The sequence below is a fragment of the Streptomyces sp. NBC_00683 genome (assembly GCF_036226745.1).
In the GTDB taxonomy this organism is placed as follows: Bacteria; Actinomycetota; Actinomycetes; order Streptomycetales; family Streptomycetaceae; genus Streptomyces.
The window spans coordinates 7087941-7104786 of sequence record NZ_CP109013.1 but is presented as its reverse complement, the minus strand read 5'-3'; the positions used below and the strand labels follow the sequence as shown (position 1 = coordinate 7104786).

Sequence of the window (16846 nt, the reverse complement as noted above, 5' to 3'; positions counted from 1 at the left end):
TCCGGCTCACGCCGTCTCGGTGACGAGGCGTTCGACAGCGGCGACGGCGTCACCGATGGCGTCCGGGTTCTGGCCGCCGCCCTGGGCGACGTCCGGCTTGCCGCCGCCACCGCCGCCGAGGGTCTTGGCGGCGGTACGGACCAGGTCACCGGCCTTGAGGCCGCGTTCGCGGGCGGCCTCGTTGGTGGCGATGACGGTCAGCGGGCGCCCGTTGGCCGTGGTGAACAGGGCCACGACGGCCGGCCGGCCGCCCTGGATGCGTCCACGCACGTCCAGGACGAGCTTGCGCAGGTCGTCGGCCGAGGTGCCGTCCGGCACCTGCCCGGTGACCAGGGCGACGCCCCGTACGTCCTTGGCGGAGTCGACCAGCCCGGCGGCGGCCGCCAGGACCTTCTCCGCGCGGAACTTCTCGATCTCCTTCTCGGCGTCCTTCAGCTTGCCGAGCATGCCGGCGATCTTCTCCGGGAGCTCCTCGGACCGGCCCTTGACCAGTTCCTGGAGCTGGGCGACGACCGTGTGCTCCTTGGCGAGGAAGTTGTACGCGTCCACGCCGACCAGGGCCTCGATACGGCGCACCCCGGAACCGATCGAAGACTCGCCGAGGAGCTTCACCAGGCCCAGCTGGGCGGTGTTGTGGACGTGCGTGCCGCCGCACAGCTCCTTGGAGAAGTCGCCGATGGTGACGACCCGGACCCGCTCGCCGTACTTCTCGCCGAACTCGGCGATGGCGCCCTGCTTCTTGGCCTCGTCGATCGACATGACCTCGGCCTGGACGTCCAGTTCGCGGGCCAGGACCTCGTTGATCTTCTGCTCGACGTCGGTGAGGACCGTGCCGGGTACGGCGGCGGGCGAACCGAAATCGAAGCGGAAGCGGCCGGGCGAGTTCTCGGAACCGGCCTGGGCGGCCGTCGGGCCGAGGGCGTCGCGCAGCGCCTGGTGCGTGAGGTGCGTGGCGCTGTGGGCGCGGGCGATGGCGCGGCGGCGGGTGTTGTCGATGGAGGCGTAGGCGGCGGCGCCGACCGTGACCTCTCCGACCTGGACCGAGCCCTTGTGGACGGAGACACCCGGGACCGGCTGCTGTACGTCGCGGATCTGGATGACGGCGCCGGTGTCGAGCCGGATCCGGCCCTGGTCGGCGAGCTGGCCGCCGCCCTCGGCGTAGAACGGGGTCCGGTCGAGGACGACCTCGACGTCGTCGCCCTCGGAGGCGGCGGGCGAGGGAACACCGTCGACGAGCAGGCCGACGATCCTCGACTCGCCCTCGGTGCTGGTGTAGCCGGTGAACTCGGTGGCGCCCGAGGTGTCGGCCACCTGGCGGTAGGCGGACAGGTCGGCGTGACCGGTCTTCTTGGCCTTGGCGTCGGCCTTGGCCTTGTCCCGCTGCTCCTGCATCAGGCGGCGGAAGCCCTCCTCGTCGACGGAGAGGCCCTGTTCGGCGGCCATCTCCAGCGTGAGGTCGATCGGGAAGCCCCAGGTGTCGTGGAGCAGGAAGGCCTTGTCACCGGCGAGGACCTGGCCGCCCGCGGCCTTGGTCTCGGTGACGGCGGTCTCGAGGATGTTCGTGCCGCCCTTGAGGGCCTTGAGGAAGGCGGCCTCCTCGGCGAGGGCGACGGTCTCGATGCGCTTGCGGTCGGTGAGGAGCTCCGGGTACTGCTCGCCCATCGTGTTGATCACGACGTCGACCAGGTCGCGGGCCACCGGTCCGGTGGCGCCCATGAGGCGCATGTTGCGGATGGCGCGGCGCATGATGCGGCGCAGCACGTAGCCGCGGCCCTCGTTGCCGGGGGTGACGCCGTCGCCGATGAGCATGACCGACGTACGGATGTGGTCGGCGACGACGCGCAGGGAGACGTCCGAGCCCTGCTCGGCGCCGTAGCGCACGCCGGTGAGCTCGGTGGCCTTGTCCATGACGACGCGCAGGGTGTCGGTCTCGTACATGTTCTGTACGCCCTGCAGGATCATGGCGAGGCGTTCGAGGCCGAGACCGGTGTCGATGTTCTGCGACGGCAGGTCGCCGAGGATCGGGAAGTCCTCCTTGCCGTCGCCGGCGCCCCGCTCGTACTGCATGAAGACCAGGTTCCAGATCTCCACGTAGCGCTCGTCGTTGACGGCGGGGCCACCCTCGACGCCGAACTCCGGGCCGCGGTCGTAGTTGATCTCGGAGCAGGGGCCGCAGGGACCGGGGACGCCCATGGACCAGAAGTTGTCCTTCTTGCCCAGGCGCTGGATGCGCTCGGCCGGAACGCCGATCTTCTCGCGCCAGATCTGCTCGGCCTCGTCGTCGTCCAGGTAGACCGTGATCCACAGACGCTCGGGGTCGAGGCCGAAGCCACCGTCCTCGACGGAGTTGGTCAGGGCCTCCCAGGCGTACTGGATGGCCCCTTCCTTGAAGTAGTCGCCGAAGGAGAAGTTGCCGCACATCTGGAAGAACGTGCCGTGCCGGGTGGTCTTGCCGACCTCTTCGATGTCCGGCGTACGGACGCACTTCTGCACGCTGGTGACGCGCGGGGCGGGCGGCTTGACCTCGCCGAGGAAGTACGGCTTGAAGGGGACCATGCCCGCGGGGACCAGCAGCAGAGTCGGGTCGTCCGCGATGAGCGACGCCGAAGGCACGACGGTGTGACCGCGCTCCTCGAAGAAGCTCAGCCAGCGGCGGCGAATTTCAGCCGACTCCATTAGTGGTCCTCATTCCGGTTGTTCGAGTTGTAGGGGAGCTTGCGGTACGTGGCGGCGCGGTCCGGGTCGGCCGCTTCGACTGCGTAGTGGGCGCGTACCGGGAGTTCGGGGTCGACAGGCGCCTCGATGCCCAGCGCCCCGCCCAGTTCGGCCTCTCGGCGGACCATGCCCTCGCGCACGTCGAGAGCGAAGTCCTTCAGCTTGTGACCCGCCTCGATCGCCTTGTCGGCGGCCTGCGCCGCGAGGCTCTCGGGAGTCAGCTGCTTGATCTTGCGGTTGACCTTGGTGGTGGCCCAGACACCGGCGGCTGCGCCGGCGGTGAACCAGAACGTACGGCGGAACATCGCTGCGTCAGTCCTTCTGTCCACGGGAGCTGCGGCCGTTCCGCTTCCTGCTGCGGGCGGACGGCACGGTACGGCCGACAATCACGGTGCGGCGGGAGGTCCGGGGGGCCGGCTCCGGTTCCGGAGCGGTCCGGCGGCCGAGCGCCTGGCGTACGCCGTAGCCGAACGCGGCGACCTTCACGAGCGGCCCGCCGAACGTCGACGCGACGGTGGTGGAGAGCGCCGAGGCGTTGGAGGTGACCTCCTGCACGTCACTCGCGATGGCGTCGACCTTGTCGAGCTGGGTCTGCGCGGAGCGCAGGGTCGCGGAGGCGTCGGCGAGCAGCGGAACGGCCTGCTCGGTCACGTCCGCCACCAGCTTGGTGGTCGCCCTGAGCGTCTGGGCCAGCCTCACCAGCACCACGGCGAGGAACGAAACCAGGATCGCCCAGAAGACGGCCACCAGGATCCCGGCCACCTCTCCACCGGACACAGTGCACCGCTCCCTGCTTGTCGCTTGCCCCGGCCGGGGCTTGTCTCTGCCTGTCTCGGGTCGGCCGGTGTGTGCTGCCACCACAGCCGGTCCTCGTCCCTCGACCCTATCGCGCCGGGCGTCAGGCCCTGTACCGCATTACGGGCGGGCGGGGCGAGCCCGGGGGCGGGGAGATTGTACGGAGAGCTTATGTGCCAGTACTCTGCGTGTTTCATGCGACGCCCTCAGCGCCCCTCCCCCGCACCCGACGACGCCGAACCCTCGCCCGCCGCCGTCCACGGAAACCTCCCGGCCGAACTGAACACATTCGTGGGACGCGAGGACGAGCTGGCCCGGCTGGGGCTGCTGCTGGACGAGTCCCGACTGGTCACGGTCGCCGGGGTGGCCGGGGTCGGCAAGACCCGTTGTGCCGTCCGGATCGCGGCGCTGGTGGAGAAACGGTACTGCGACGGGGTCTGGATCGCCGAGCTGTCGGCCATCCACGATCCGGCCCTGCTCGAACACGCGTTGGTCGACGCCCTGGGCCTCACCGATCACACCAAGAGGCCGCCACGCACCACGTTGGTGGAGCACTGCGCCGAACGTCAACTCCTGCTCGTGATCGACGGCTTCGAACATCTCACCGATTCGTGTGCCGGGCTCGTGGGCGAACTGCTGCGCAGGGCACCGCGCCTGCAGATCCTCGCCGCCGGACGCCGCCCGTTGCGCGTGGACGGCGAGGCCACCTTCACGCTGGCGCCGATGACGGACGAGGACGCCATGGAGCTCTTCGCCCAGCGCGCCCGTGCCGTACAACCGGGGTTCCGGCTGACGGACGGCAACCAGGAGTCCGCACGTGAGCTGTGCCGCCGCCTCGACGGGATTCCGCTCGCCCTCGAACTGGCCGCCGGGCGGCTGCGGGCCCTGTCGATGGAACAGGTGCTCCAACGGCTGGACGACCGCTTCCGGCTGCTGACCGGAGGCAGCCGCAGTGCATTGCCCCGGCATCAGACCCTGCGTACGGCCATCGGCTGGAGCCACGAGCTGTGCGCTCCCGAGCAGCGCCTGCTGTGGGCACGGCTCTCGGTGTTCGCCGGGCAGTTCGACCTGGAGGCCGTCGAGTACATCTGCAGCGGTCCCGACCTGCCGGCCGACTCGGTGCTCGACGTCCTGGACGAGCTGCTCGCGCAGTCCGTCGTCCTGCGCGAGGACTCGGCGGTGGGCAGCCGGTACCGGTTGCTGGACACCGTGCGGGAGTACGGCGCCGAGTGGCTGGGCGCGACCGGTGACACCGAACGGCTGCGCCGCAGGCACCGGGACTGGTTCCTCGGCCTCGCCACCTGGTGCGAGCTCGACTGGTTCAGCCCCCGGCAGGCAGCGGCAGCCGCCCGCATCGACAGCGAACTGCCGAATCTGCGCCGGGCGATGGAGTGCTCGATGGAGAGCCCGGACGAGGTCCACCTCGCCCAGTACCTGGCGGGCACCCTCTGGTTCTACTGGGCGGGCTGCGGCCGGCTCTCGGAGGGGCGCCACTGGCTGGACCACGTACTGGAGGAGGAGTCGCCCTACGATCCGTCGCGGCTGAAGGCGCTGTGGGTACTGGGCTATGTCGCTGTGCTGCAGGGCGACGCGATCGGTGCGGTCTCGGCCCTGCAGGAGTGCCGGGAGGAGGGCGAGCGTTCGGGGGACGCCTCCGCGGTGGCCTACGCGGTGCACCGCTCCGGCTGCCTGGCGATCGTCACGGACGATCTGGTCCGCGCCGAGGAGCTGCTGCGCGAGGCCCTGGCGCGCTACCGGGAGATCGGTGAGCTGAACAGCAATGTGCTGATGGCCCAGATCGAGCTGGCGATGGCCGTGGCCTTCGGAGGGGACCTGGACGGCGCGGCGGAGATCTGCGACGAGGTCCGCGAGATCTGCGAGGACCACGGGGAGCGCTGGGCCCTGGCCTACGCGCTGTACGTACTGGCCTATGCCGCACTGCAACGCGGGCGGACGACGCGGGCGCGGCAGATGCTCGGCGAGGCACTGTCCATCGCGCACACCTTCCACGATCTGCTCGGCACGGTGCTCTCGTTGGAGCTGATGGCCCTGGTGACCGCCGTCGAGGGCGACGCCGCGGAGGCCGCCGTGCTGCAGGGCGCCGCGGAGCGGATCTGGCCGTCGGTGGGCCTGCCCCTGTTCGGCTCGGCGTATTACGGCAGGCCGCGCGCCGACTGCGAGGCACAGGCCCGGAACGTGCTCGGCGATGTGCGGTACGAGGCCGAGCGGCGCTCCGGAAGCCGGCTGGACACGAAGGCCGCGGTGGCGAGGGCCCTCGGCGAGGAGGCCCGTGTCCGTCCGGGCGGGGAGGGTGCCCGCGGCGTGGCGGCGCCCGGGGAAACGCGAAGGCCCGCCGCCTCCCGGACAACAGGGAGGGGCGGGCCCGAGCTCTGAGGGAGCTACGCCTGAATCAGCGGGCGTAGTACTCGACGACGAGCTGCTCGTCGCAGATGACCGGAATTTCCTTGCGGTTCGGGTCACGGTCCAGGCGGAAGGCCAGGGCCTTCAGGTTCACCTGGAGGTAGCGCGGGGTCTCACCGTCGGTGTCGTAACCACCCTCGCGGGCCACCTGGAAGGGGACCTTGGTGCGGCTGCGCTCGCGGACCTGCACGACGTCGTCGGGGCGCACGCGGAAGGACGGCTTGTCGACCTTGCCACCGTTGACCTCGATGTGGCCGTGGACGACCATCTGGCGGGCCTGGTAGATGGTGCGGGCGATGCCCGAACGCAGGACCAGGGCGTCGAGGCGACGCTCGAGCTCGACGACCAGCGCCTCGCCCGTCTTGCCTTCGGCCTTCTTGGCGCGGTCGTAGGCGCGCGCCATCTGGCGCTCGCTGATGTCGTACTGCGCACGCAGACGCTGCTTCTCGAGCAGACGGACCTTGTAGTCCGAGTTCTGCTTGCGGCCACGGCCGTGCTCGCCCGGCGGGTAGGGGCGGGCTTCGAAGTACTTGACAGCCTTCGGCGTCAGAGCGATGCCGAGGGCACGCGACTTCTTGACCTTGGGACGCGACTGGTTAGGCACGTTCTCCAGACCTCCGTTGTAGGTTAAGTTAGGTAAGGCTTACCTTACTCAAGGAGATCGCATGTCTCGCCCTGGGAACACCACTCACGTCACGGACAGCACAGACAGCGGCAGCACACCAGAAGGTGCTGCTACGACGGAAGGCCGATCTGATCGTGGTCAGCCGCGTCCCAGCGGGCTTGAAAACACTCGGATGCCGTCAGCAGCCGAGCGCACACGAACTCTCGTACAGAGTACCTGCTCCGCGGCACTCCTCGTACCGGGGCTGGATGTGATCCCTCCCGACCTCCTGGTGCCCGACTCCAGGTACATCGGCCCCGACGGGGACCTGTTCCTCCGGTTCCCCGCCGACTCACCGGTCGTACGGGCCGCGACGCACGCCCAGGGCGACGAGCTCCCCGCCGTGCTGGAGATCACCGATGTCGCACCGGTCTCCGTCCCGCACCGGATCCGCGGCCGTGCCCGGATCTTCGGCTGGCTGACCCGCGTACCGGGCCTGGCGGAGCCCGGCCGGATGATGCTCAGGCTGGAGGTCGGGGAGGCGGCGGTCGACGACCTGTGGGGCGCCGAGGACATCGAGCCCGAGGCACTGCGCGACGCGGACCCCGATCCGCTCGTCGGCAACGAGGCCGAGCTGCTCCAGCATCTGCACTCGGCCCACAGCGAGCAGATGGAGACCTTGTCCACATTGCTCGGCGAGCGGGCCGCGGACGACGGATCGGGCCGGCGGACCGCCGCCGTCCCGGTCGCGCTCGACCGCTTCGGTCTCCGGGTCCGGTTCGTCGAGGACGGAGGGAACTGCTTCGACGCCCGCTTCGAATTCCCGGACCCCGTACGCGACGTCAGCGAACTGCGCCGCGCCATGTACACACTCTTCGAAGCGGCGTCCTGCTGACCCGGTCCCGAAGCCGTGGCACCCGACCGCTCACGGGTCACGACGACGCGGTGCCGCCCGGATCGCCGCGGCCGAGCCGCTCACGCACCCGGTCCGCCACGTCCGCGTACCGCGCCTCCGCGCCGTAGCGCGTGGGTTCGTAGTAGCGCTTGCCGCGGACTGCCTCCGGGGCGTACTCCTGTGCGGCGATCCCGCCGGGCACATCGTGGGGATAGACATAGCCCTGGGCGTGGCCCAGCTTGGCGGCACCCTTGTAGTGGCCGTCACGCAGATGCGCGGGAACCGGGCCTGCGAGGCCCCTGCGCACATCCTCCTGCGCCGCCGAGATCGCCAGGGTGGCCGCGTTGGACTTCGGGGCGAGCGCCAGCGCGATCGTGGCGTGGCTGAGGGTGAGCGCCGCCTCCGGAAAGCCGATCATGGCTACCGCCTGGGCCGCCGCCACCGCGGTGGGCAGCGCCGTCGGATCGGCGAGCCCGATGTCCTCGCTCGCGGAGATCATCAGCCGCCGGGCGATGAACCGGGGGTCCTCACCCGCCTCGATCATCCGGGCGAGGTAGTGCAGGGCGGCATCCACGTCGGAGCCGCGGATGGACTTGATCAGGGCACTCGCCACGTCGTAGTGCTGGTCGCCGTCACGGTCGTACTTCACGGCTGCCCGGTCGACGGTCTCCTCGAGCGTCGTGAGCGTGACTTCCGGCTCGTGCTTGGCGAGGGCCGCTCCGGCCGCCGCCTCCAGCGCGGTCAGGGCGCGCCGGGCGTCACCGCCCGCGATCCGCAGCAGATGCGCCTCCGCGTCGTCGGTCAGGGTGACGGCTCCGCCCAGCCCCCGCTCGTCGGACAGGGCCCGGCGCAGCAGGGCGCGCAGGTCCTCGTCGGTGAGCGGCTCCAGGGTCAGCAGCAGGGAGCGCGACAGCAGCGGGGAGATGATCGAGAAGTACGGGTTCTCCGTGGTGGCCGCGATCAGGGTCACCCAGCGGTTCTCCACGGCGGGGAGCAGGGAGTCCTGCTGGGCCTTGGAGAAGCGGTGGATCTCGTCGAGGAAGAGGACGGTCTCCTTGCCGAAGCCCCCGGTGGCGCGGCGCGCGCCCTCGATGACGGCCCGGACCTCCTTGACACCGGCGGTGATCGCGGAGAGCTCGACGAAGCGCTTGTTGGTGGCCTTGCTGACCACGTACGCCAGGGTCGTCTTGCCGGTGCCCGGCGGCCCCCAGAGGATCACCGAGGAGGGACCTGCCGGGCCCCCGCTCCCTTCGCCGACGAGTCGGCGCAGGGGCGAGCCCTGCTTGAGCAGGTGCTGCTGGCCCACGACCTCGTCGATCGTACGAGGACGCATCCGGACAGCGAGGGGGCTGCTGGACGGGTCCTTCTCCTGGCGGTCTTCGGCTGCTGCGGTAAAGAGGTCGGGCTCCACGCTCCGCAGCCTATGTCACCCCACTGACAGGACCGCCGACTGCGTCAGCTGGTCCAGAAGTCCCACCAGCGGGTCAGGATCAGCATGCCGATGATCCCGATCCAGAGCACCGGCGGCACCCAGTGGAACTCGGTGAGGGTGTTCCGCAGCCAGGCGGGGGCGGGCAGGATGCCGTGCTTGATGTTGTGCGTGGTGACGTAGCAGAACATGAAGATCGTGGCGACCCAGGCCAGGCAGCACCACAGGCAGAGCGAGTTGATGTTGTAGAGCGACTGGTACTGGAGCCAGGTGCAGAATCCGACGCCGAACAGCGTGCCCGCGTTCAGGCCGAGCCAGTACCAGCTGCGGAAGCGCGCGCCGGCCAGGAGTGCCATGCCGATGCCGATGACCACCGAGTAGGTGGCGATGCCGAGCATCGGGTTGGGGAAGCCGAACGCCGCCGCCTGCTCGCTCTTCATGATGTTGCCGCAGGCGACGACCGGGTTCAGGCTGCAGCCCGGGGTGAAGCTGGGGTCCTCGAGCAGCTTGAACTTGTCGATCGTGATGACCCAGGCGGCGAGCAGCCCGGCCGCGCCGGTGATCACCAGCAGCAACGCGAGCGCGCGACTGCCGCCGAAGGTCTTCGCGCCGTTGTCCTCGTCCTGTCGGGAGGAGGGGTGGTCTACCGCTGCCATCGTCATATCGCCGTTCCATCACTGAGTCGCCAGCCGGGCTTGGTCATTGTGCCGCACCGCCGCTACGGCCAACCGTTCGATGAACATAAAGGTGTGCCCCGACGGGGCCCTGAACGCGGGGCTCCGGAAGACCTTCGACGTGCGGGGAGGAGCACCACCGTCGGGATCCTGCGGGGTCACCGCAGCCGCGACGGCGGAACAGTCCGTGCGCCCGGGGCCGGTCCTGCCGCCGGTGGCGCTCCCGGATCGGGGTCGTACGGCAGGATGAATCGGCTCCCCCCGAGTTGACGGTGCGGGAGGCATCCGGCGCCCGCGGTCCGGGCGGACCGGTCCTGAGCCCGTTCGCCTTCCGGTGGCACGGCCGGCGCCGAACGCACGTGTGCCCGCCCGGGCGGACCGGGCGGGCACAGCAGTGTGCACGGGCGGATCAGGCCAGCTTGGCCCGCACCTCGGCCACGAGCTCGTCGAGCGCCACCGCCTGCTGCTCGCCCGACTCCATGTCCTTGAGCTGGACCGTGCCCTCGGCGAGGTCGCGCTCGCCGGCCACGATCGTGAAGCGGGCACCGGAGCGGTTCGCGCTCTTCATCGCGCCCTTGAGGCCACGGCCGCCGAACGCGAAGTCGGTGGCGACACCTGCCCTGCGCAACTCGGTGACCAGGCCGAAGAGCACGCGACGGGCCTCCTCGCCGAGCGGTACCGCGTACACGCTGGTGGTGGCCGGGACGGCGAGCTCGATGCCCTCCGCCTCCAGTGCGAGCACCGTACGGTCCACGCCGAGCGCCCAGCCGACGGACGGCAGCGCGGGGCCGCCGATCATCTCGGACAGCCCGTCGTAGCGGCCGCCGCCGCCCACTGCGGACTGGGAGCCCAGACCGTCGTGGACGAACTCGAAGGTCGTGCGCGTGTAGTAGTCGAGGCCTCGGACCAGCTTCTCGTCGTCCTCGTACACCACTCCGGCCGCCGTCAGCAGATCGCGCACCTCCTCGTGGTACGCCTTGCAGGCGTCGCACAGGAAGTCGCGGAGCTTGGGTGCGCCGGTCAGCTGCTTCTGCACGTCGGGCCGCTTGTCGTCGAGGACCCGGAGCGGGTTGATCTCGATGCGCCGGCGGGTCTCCTCGTCCAGGTCGAGGTCGCGCAGGAAGGTCTGGAGCGCCTCCCGGTAGACGGGGCGGCACTCCTTGTCGCCCAGCGAGTTCAGCAGGATCCGGAACTGTGCGAGGCCCAGCGAGCGGTACGCCTGGTCGGCCAGGATGATCAGCTCGGCGTCCAGCGCCGGGTCCTCGGTGCCGATGGCTTCGGCGCCGACCTGCGAGAAGTGCCTGTAACGGCCCTTCTGCGGGCGCTCGTAGCGGTAGTAGGAGCCGGAGTACCAGAGCTTGACGGGGAGGTTGCCGGCCTTGTGGAGGTTGGCCTCCAGTGCGGCGCGCAGCACGGAGGCGGTGCCCTCCGGGCGCAGCGCGAGCTTGTCGCCGCCCTTGGTCTCGAAGGCGTACATCTCCTTGGACACGATGTCGGTGGACTCACCGACTCCGCGGGCGAACAGGGCGACGTCCTCGAATCCGGGCGTCTCGATGTAGCCGTAGCCGGAGTTCTTCAGGGGTGCCGAGATCGCCGCGCGCACCGCGAGGTACTTCGCGGAGTCCGGCGGGATCAGGTCGTACGTGCCCTTGGGGGCCTGGAAGGTACTCACAGGAACTTCTCTCGTCACATTCCTCGGCGGGGCGCGTCCATGCCGTGCAGGTACGGGTTGGAGGCGCGCTCGCGGCCGATGGTCGTCTGGGGGCCGTGGCCGGACAGCACCACGGTCGAGTCGTCGAGCGGCAGGCACACACGGGCCAGCGACTCGAGCAGCTCGGCGTGGTCGCCGCCGGGCAGGTCGGTGCGTCCGACGGAGCCGGCGAAGAGCAGGTCGCCCGAGAAGAGAACCTGCGGAACGTCCGCGGCCTCGGGCATCCTGAACGTCACCGACCCCTTGGTATGGCCGGGCGCGTGCGCGACGCCGAACTCCAGGCCCGCCAGCTTCAGCAGGGCGCCGTCGGTCAGCTCCTTGACGTCGTCCGGCTCGCCCACGGTCAGCTCACCCATGAGCGGCATCCCGATGGAGCGGCCCAGCGCCTTCTCCGGGTCGCTCATCATGTACCGGTCCTCGGGGTGGATCCAGGCGGGGACGTCATGGGCGCCGCACACGGGGACGACCGAGGCCACATGGTCGATGTGGCCGTGGGTGAGCACGACGGCGACGGGCTTGAGCCGATGCTTCTTCAGCGCTTCCTCGACGCCCTGGGCGGCCTGGTGGCCCGGGTCGATGATCACGCATTCCTCACCTGCGGCGGGGGCGACCAGGTAGCAATTGGTCCCCCAGGCCCCGGCGGGGAACCCGGCAATAAGCACGATCGTCCTTAGTGTTCGTCCGACGGGAGAGGTCTGTGGAGACGGATACGGCAGATCAGAGCCTACCGGCGCTCCTCATTCCACAGCTAACCCATATACGGTACGGGGCAACCCAGGCCGGATTACACGACGTACAAGGAGACCAACCGGTGGTCAGCAGCGATCAGCGGCGGCGGCAGCTCGCCCGGGAGAAGTTCGAGCGGCAGCAGCAGCGCCGGGAGGAAGCGCGCCGGAAGACGAGGCGCCTTGCCGTGATCATCGTGTCGGCTGTGGCCGTGGTGGCGGTCATCGGCGCGGGCGCGTACGTCTCCCGGGACGGCGACGACACGAAGGACTCCGCGGATGCGGCGGCGAGCGCGAGCCCGTCGCCCTCTCCCTCGGAGAGCGAGAGCAAGGCTCCCGAGCCCGCGATGAAGATCGACAAAAAAGCGAAGTACTCGATGTCGCTGAAGACGAGCCAGGGCGACATAGCGATCGCGATGGACGCGGCGAAGACCCCGCACACCACGAACTCGTTCAAGGCCCTTGCGGACAAGGGGTACTTCGACAGCACGAAGTGTCACCGCCTGACCACGGAGGGCATTTTCGTCCTGCAGTGCGGTGACCCGAAGGGGGACGGAACGGGCGGTCCCGGCTACACGATCCCGGACGAGAACCTGACCGCGCTCGGCAAGGCGGGCGACGACGGAGCGGTGACGTACCCGGCGGGCACCGTCGCAATGGCGAACACCGGCCAGCCGGGCACCGGCGGCAGCCAGTTCTTCCTCGTCTACAAGGACACCAAACTGCCGCCCAGCTACACGCCGTTCGGCACCATGGACGATGCCGGTCTGAAGGCCGTCAAGAAGATCGCCGCGGCGGGCGTCACCGGTGGGGCGGCCGACGGTGCTCCGAAGAAGGCGGTCACGGTCGAGAAGGCGACGGTCGACAAGGCCTGACCGGCCGGGCGGCCGGCCGGCCCCGGTCACTCGGCGCGGGCGGAGAATTTCGGCCGCGCGGAGTGCGGACAGCCGGGTGGCCGGTCGCCTAGATTGGCGTTGTGCAGGGCGGGCGCTGCCCGCCCCAGGAAACTGTGGACGATGTCCGGGGGGCGAACCCCCTCGTAGGCATCAGGTGGAGGAGGCGCTGTGAGCAGCGACCCGTGGGGCCGTGTCGATGAGACGGGCACCGTGTACGTGCGTACGGCCGAGGGCGAACAGGTCGTCGGATCGTGGCAGGCCGGTTCCCCCGAGGAGGCACTGGCCTATTTCGAGCGCAAGTACGAGGGCCTGGTGGTCGAGATCGGCCTCCTCGAGCGGCGGGTGAAGACCACCGATCTGTCGGCGAAGGATGCGACGGCGGCGATCGAGCATCTGCGTCAGCAGGTCGACGAGCACCACGCCGTCGGCGACCTCGCCGCGCTCGGCAAGCGGCTTGACTCCCTCGTCGCGACCGTCGACTCGCGGCGGGAGGAGCGCAAGGTCCAGAAGGCGAAGCAGACCGACGAGGCGCGCCACGCCAAGGAGGCGCTCGTCGTCGAGGCCGAGGAGCTGGCGCAGAGCGAGCAGTGGCGGTCCGCGGGTGAGCGGCTGCGGGCGCTCGTCGACACGTGGAAGGGCCTGCCGCGGCTCGACCGCAAGTCGGACGACGAGCTGTGGCACCGCTTCTCGCATGCCCGTTCGGCGTTCTCGAAGCGCCGCAAGGCGCACTTCGCCTCGCTGGACGCCCAGCGCGAGGAGGCCCGCAAGGTCAAGGAGAAGCTGGTCGCCGAGGCCGAGTCGCTCTCCGGTTCCACCGACTGGGGCACGACGGCCGCCCGTTACCGCGACCTGATGACCGAGTGGAAGGCCGCGGGCCGCGCCCAGCGCGAGTCCGAGGACGATCTGTGGAACCGCTTCCGCGGCGCCCAGGACGTCTTCTTCGCGGCGCGCAGCGGGGTCTTCGCGGAGCGTGACGCGGAGCAGGGCGAGAACCTCAAGCTGAAGGAGGAGCTCGTCGTCGAGGCCGAGAAGCTGGTGCCGGTGACGGATCTGAAGGCGGCCAGGGCCGCGTTCCGCTCCGTCAACGAGCGCTGGGAGGCCATCGGCCACGTCCCGCGTGACGCCCGCCCGAAGGTCGAGGGCCGGATGCACGCGGTGGAGAAGGCGCTCCAGGAGGCCGAGGAGTCCGAGTGGCGCCGGACGAACCCGGAGGCGCGGGCCCGCGCCGAGGGTCTGACCGGTCAGCTCCAGGCCGCCGTCGACAAGCTGCGTACCCAGATCGACACGGCGCGCGCCTCGGGCAACAACGCCAGGGCGGACAAGCTGTCCCGCGAGCTCGAGGGCCGGCAGGCGCTGCTGGACCAGGCCCTGAAGGGCCTGGAGGAGTTCGGCGGCTGACAGGCCGGGTTCTGACGCAAGAGAGGGGCTCCTGTACGTGTCACGTACAGGAGCCCCTCTCTTGTGTCCGCGCTACGGCCGGCGGGCCGAGGTGACCCGGTAGACGTCGTACACGCCCTCGACGCCCCGTACGGCCTTCAGGACGTGGCCGAGGTGCTTGGGGTCGCCCATCTCGAAGGTGAAGCGCGAGGTGGCCACCCGGTCGCGGGACGTCTGGACGGCCGCCGACAGGATGTTGACGTGCTGGTCCGACAGGACCCGCGTGACGTCGGAGAGCAGCCTCGACCGGTCCAGTGCCTCGACCTGGATGGCGACGAGGAACACCGACGACTGGGTCGGCGCCCACTCGACCTCGAGGATCCGCTCCGGCTGCTGCGACAGCGAATCGACGTTGACGCAGTCGGCGCGGTGCACGGAGACACCGCTGCCGCGGGTCACGAACCCGATGATCGGGTCGCCGGGCACGGGGGTGCAGCAGCGGGCCAGTTTGACCCAGACGTCCTCGACGCCCTTGACGACCACACCCGGATCCGCCTTGGCACGGCGCTTGTTGCGGCCGTGCGAGGGCGGCGAGCTCTCCGCGAGGTCCTCGTTGGCCGCGTCCTCGCCGCCGAGCGCCTGCACCAGCTTCTGGACGACGCCTGCCGCCGCCACGTGCCCCTCGCCGATCGCCGCGTACAGCGACGAGATGTCGGGGTAACGCATCTCGTGGGCGAGGGTGACCAGGGAGTCGCCGGTGAGGATCCGCTGGATCGGCAGGTTCTGCTTGCGCATGGCCCGCGCGATGGAGTCCTTGCCCTGCTCGATCGCCTCGTCGCGGCGCTCCTTGGAGAACCACGCGCGGATCTTGTTGCGCGCCCGCGGCGACTTGACGAACCCGAGCCAGTCCCGGGAGGGTCCGGCCCCGGCCGCCTTGGAGGTGAACACCTCCACCAGGTCGCCGTTGTCGAGCGTCGACTCGAGCGGTACGAGCCGCCCGTTGACCCGTGCTCCTATGGTCCGGTGGCCGACCTCCGTATGGACGGCGTACGCGAAGTCGACCGGGGTCGCACCCGCGGGCAGCGCTATGACATCGCCCTTGGGTGTGAAGACGAAGACCTCGTTGCGCGAGAGGTCGAAGCGCAGGGACTCCAGGAACTCGCTGGGGTCCTCGGTCTCCTTCTGCCAGTCCAGCAGCTGGCGCAGCCACGCCATGTCGTTGACGGTGTCCTGGCCGCGGCCGGTGTTCTTGGGTACGTCGGTGCGCACCTTGGAGGCGCCGGCCGAGGGCTCCTGCTTGTACTTCCAGTGCGCGGCGATGCCGTACTCGGCGCGGCGGTGCATGTCGAACGTACGGATCTGGAGCTCGACGGGCTTGCCGCTGGGGCCGATCACCGTGGTGTGCAGTGACTGATACATGTTGAACTTCGGCATCGCGATGTAGTCCTTGAACCGGCCGGGGACCGGGTTCCATCGCGCGTGCACGGTGCCGAGCGCCGCGTAGCAGTCGCGGACCGTGTCGACGAGGACACGGATGCCCACCAGGTCGTAGATCTCGGCGAAGTCCCGGCCCCGCACGATCATCTTCTGGTAGACGCTGTAGTAGTGCTTCGGCCGTCCGGTGACGGTGGCCTTGATCCGGGCGGCGCGCAGGTCGGACTGGACCTCGTCGGTCACTATGGCGAGGTACTCGTCGCGCTTGGGCGCACGCTCGGCAACGAGGCGGACGATCTCGTCGTACATCTTCGGGTAGAGGATCGCGAAGGCGAGGTCCTCCAGCTCCCACTTGATGGTGTTCATGCCCAGGCGGTGAGCCAGGGGCGCGTAGATCTCAAGGGTCTCGCGGGCCTTCTTCTCCTGCTTCTCCCGCTTGAGGTACCGCATGGTGCGCATGTTGTGGAGGCGGTCGGCCAGCTTGATGACGAGGACCCTGGGGTCCTTGGCCATGGCGACGACCATCTTGCGCACGGTCTCGGCCTGCGCGGCCTCGCCGAACTTGACCTTGTCGAGCTTGGTGACGCCGTCCACGAGGAGCGCGACCTGGTCACCGAAGTCCTTGCGCAGCGTGTCCAGGCCGTACTCGGTGTCCTCGACCGTGTCGTGCAGCAGTCCGGCCATCAGCGTCGCCGGGTCCATGCCGAGCTCGGCGAGGATCGTCGTGACGGCGAGCGGATGGGTGATGTACGGGTCGCCGCTCTTGCGCTTCTGGCCGCGGTGCCAGCGTTCGGCGACCTGGTAGGCGCGCTCGATCTGGCGCAGCGTGGCGCTCTCGATCTTGGGGTCGTTGCTGCGGACCGTGCGCAGCAGCGGTTCGAGGACCGGGTTGTACGGGCTGGAGCGCTGTACGCCGAGCCGGGCGAGCCTGGCCCGGACACGGTTTGAGGAACCACCGGAGCGGGTCGGCGGGGCGGGCGGGGTGGCGGCGGGCTTGGCCGGGGGCTTCGCTGCGGGAGGCGTCGCGGCCGGGGGCTTCGCGGCCGGAGCGGGTGCCGCCTGCGGTGCGGGGGCCTTCGGGGCAGACTGCGCGGACCCGGCGGGCTCGGCGGAGGGCTCGGGCTGGGCATCCGGTTTCGTCGGGGACGCCGGGGACGCCGCCTTCACGCC

General features: G+C 70.0%; 13 protein-coding genes. 4 read left to right on the top strand and 9 right to left on the bottom strand.

The annotated features are described in order from the left end of the window. Window positions 1–6: 6 nt before the first annotated feature. The 3 genes from alaS to OG257_RS31700 are packed head-to-tail and all read right to left on the bottom strand — an operon-like array spanning window position 7 to window position 3477. Window positions 7–2676 (bottom strand): alanine--tRNA ligase, encoded by a 2670-nt coding sequence (alaS, locus tag OG257_RS31710; RefSeq protein WP_329212926.1) that lies wholly within the window; start codon window positions 2674–2676, stop codon window positions 7–9. Beyond that, a complete protein-coding gene (locus OG257_RS31705) occupies window positions 2676–3020 on the bottom strand; it encodes a DUF6167 family protein (protein ID WP_329212925.1) in 345 nt (114 codons plus the stop codon). Before OG257_RS31705 ends, alaS begins: the two co-directional genes overlap by 1 nt. A gap of 7 nt (window positions 3021–3027) precedes the next feature. Next, complete coding sequence (locus OG257_RS31700; RefSeq protein WP_329215452.1) at window positions 3028–3477, bottom strand: DUF948 domain-containing protein; 450 nt, start codon at window positions 3475–3477, stop codon at window positions 3028–3030. Between the two features lie 228 nt (window positions 3478–3705). On the opposite strand from OG257_RS31700, the gene OG257_RS31695 reads away from it, so the two are divergent. Further along, on the top strand, window positions 3706–5904 hold the full coding sequence (locus tag OG257_RS31695) for an ATP-binding protein (protein ID WP_329212924.1): 2199 nt from the start codon (window positions 3706–3708) through the stop codon (window positions 5902–5904). A 16-nt stretch (window positions 5905–5920) separates the two neighbouring features. On the opposite strand, the gene rpsD is transcribed toward OG257_RS31695, so the two are convergent. Then, window positions 5921–6535: a 30S ribosomal protein S4 gene (rpsD, locus tag OG257_RS31690; RefSeq protein ID WP_015607373.1), complete on the bottom strand. Its 615-nt coding sequence runs from the start codon at window positions 6533–6535 to the stop codon at window positions 5921–5923. Between the two features lie 193 nt (window positions 6536–6728). Between rpsD and OG257_RS31685 the strand changes: the two genes are divergently transcribed. Further along, entirely contained in the window at window positions 6729–7430 is a 702-nt protein-coding gene (locus OG257_RS31685) for a DUF2470 domain-containing protein (RefSeq protein ID WP_329212923.1), read from the top strand. Between the two features lie 37 nt (window positions 7431–7467). On the opposite strand, the gene OG257_RS31680 is transcribed toward OG257_RS31685, so the two are convergent. The 4 genes from OG257_RS31680 to OG257_RS31665 form a co-directional block, all read right to left on the bottom strand. Then, on the bottom strand, window positions 7468–8841 hold the full coding sequence (locus OG257_RS31680; protein ID WP_329212922.1) for a replication-associated recombination protein A: 1374 nt from the start codon (window positions 8839–8841) through the stop codon (window positions 7468–7470). Between the two features lie 44 nt (window positions 8842–8885). After that, complete coding sequence (locus tag OG257_RS31675) at window positions 8886–9521, bottom strand: vitamin K epoxide reductase family protein (RefSeq protein WP_329212921.1); 636 nt, start codon at window positions 9519–9521, stop codon at window positions 8886–8888. Window positions 9522–9942: 421 nt separating this feature from the next. Continuing rightward, a complete protein-coding gene (hisS, locus tag OG257_RS31670) occupies window positions 9943–11205 on the bottom strand; it encodes a histidine--tRNA ligase (protein WP_329212920.1) in 1263 nt (420 codons plus the stop codon). A 14-nt stretch (window positions 11206–11219) separates the two neighbouring features. Beyond that, complete coding sequence (locus OG257_RS31665; RefSeq protein ID WP_329212919.1) at window positions 11220–11906, bottom strand: MBL fold metallo-hydrolase; 687 nt, start codon at window positions 11904–11906, stop codon at window positions 11220–11222. 149 nt (window positions 11907–12055) lie between these two features. Between OG257_RS31665 and OG257_RS31660 the strand changes: the two genes are divergently transcribed. Both OG257_RS31660 and OG257_RS31655 read left to right on the top strand, forming a co-directional pair. Then, window positions 12056–12844 carry a peptidylprolyl isomerase gene (locus OG257_RS31660; protein ID WP_329212918.1) on the top strand — a complete coding sequence of 263 codons (789 nt, stop codon included), beginning with the start codon at window positions 12056–12058 and terminating at the stop codon, window positions 12842–12844. Between the two features lie 189 nt (window positions 12845–13033). Continuing rightward, window positions 13034–14263 (top strand): DUF349 domain-containing protein, encoded by a 1230-nt coding sequence (locus OG257_RS31655; RefSeq protein WP_329212917.1) that lies wholly within the window; start codon window positions 13034–13036, stop codon window positions 14261–14263. A gap of 72 nt (window positions 14264–14335) precedes the next feature. Here OG257_RS31655 and OG257_RS31650 read toward each other — a convergent pair whose 3' ends face one another. Beyond that, window positions 14336–16843 (bottom strand): RelA/SpoT family protein, encoded by a 2508-nt coding sequence (locus OG257_RS31650; RefSeq protein WP_443054588.1) that lies wholly within the window; start codon window positions 16841–16843, stop codon window positions 14336–14338. Between the last annotated feature and the right edge of the window lie 3 nt (window positions 16844–16846).